Source organism: Halorubrum sp. SP9 (assembly GCF_005435015.1).
GTDB classification, from domain to species: Archaea; Halobacteriota; Halobacteria; order Halobacteriales; family Haloferacaceae; genus Halorubrum; species Halorubrum sodomense.
In genome coordinates, this window is the sequence record NZ_SGXU01000057.1 from 1 (window position 1) to 1,240 (window position 1,240).

Below are 1,240 nucleotides of genomic sequence, written 5' to 3' on the forward strand. Positions count from 1 at the left end.
CGAGTCCGGCAGTTCGAACTGAGCGAATTAGAGGCCTTCAGCGCGCAACTCTACGATGTTCCCGAGGACCCCAAGTTGGAGCAGTTGATGCAAGACCTGAACGAGCTCAGCGCGAAAGCCCGGGACACGGTCATTATCTTCACACAGTATTCAGACACGCTTGATGCAATCAAGCAGAAGGTCTCTCTCAGCCACCACGGTGTTGGTACATACTCGGGCAGCGGTGGCGAGATATATGACGCTGCTGAGGACAAATGGTCCGGCGTGAGTAAGGAACGTGTGAAGCGCGAATTCACCGACCCTGACGGAGACCTCACTATTCTCGTTTGTACGGATTCGGCGAGTGAAGGGTTGAATCTCCAGACCTGTGATGCGATGATAAACTACGATATGCCTTGGAATCCTCAGGTCGTAGAACAGCGGATTGGCCGAATTGACCGCATTGGACAGAAAAACGAGAAGGTGCTCGTGTGGAACTACATCTACGACGATACCGTTGAGGAAGATATCTATGAGCGTCTGGGAGAGCGAATCAGTCTATTCGAGCAGGCAGTTGGACCCCTACGTCCGATTTTGGATGGGTTAGAGGGCGAAGTTCAGAGTGTCGCGATGGGGGAGTCGGTGAAGTCGGGAGAGGATATCGCCTCTGAAGCGGAAGAACAGTCGAAAGAGGCGGAACAGAAAGTCCGGCAAGTGGGATTGACACAGGACCTCGACGAGGTTCATGCAGAGGATATAATCGAAGAAGCCAAGCTCTACGGATGGACGACTTCGCATCCTGATGTTGGTCGTATCGGATATCCCGACCGACCGTTCGACCCCCTCATCGACCCAGATGTGGTAAAACGGCTCTTCACCCAGAGTCAGGTACTCCGGAATAAGGGCTGGACGTTCGAGATGCTCGACCGTCAGCTAACCAAAGATGAAGACGCTCCGTATCAGAAACTCTATCGTCTGAACATCCCGGAAGATGCGAACCCACCAATATCTCGTGAACCTCCTGAAGACACGGTACAAGCGATATATGCCGATGTAGACGAGGTATTGGTCTCGTTCGACCCGGAAGTGTTAGAGTGGTATCCCTCTGTGGTGATTCCGCTCCCGCACCAGAAGCTGTTTGAGTACCTCCTCACCGAGCTCAAAGAGGAACTTGACGGGACCATTGAAGACGAGGTCGTCCGTGTTGCAGGGCGTCTCAATGAACACGGTACCAAGGTCTGGACTGAGCCATCTGCAGTCT

1 protein-coding gene is annotated in these 1,240 nt (G+C 53.2%); it reads left to right on the forward strand.

The genetic code is table 11. The features are described from left to right. Nucleotides 1-87 precede the first annotated feature (87 nt). Nucleotides 88-1,240 (forward strand): helicase-related protein (locus EXE45_RS16035; protein WP_274595482.1); only part of this gene is annotated, 1,153 nt, incomplete at its 3' end.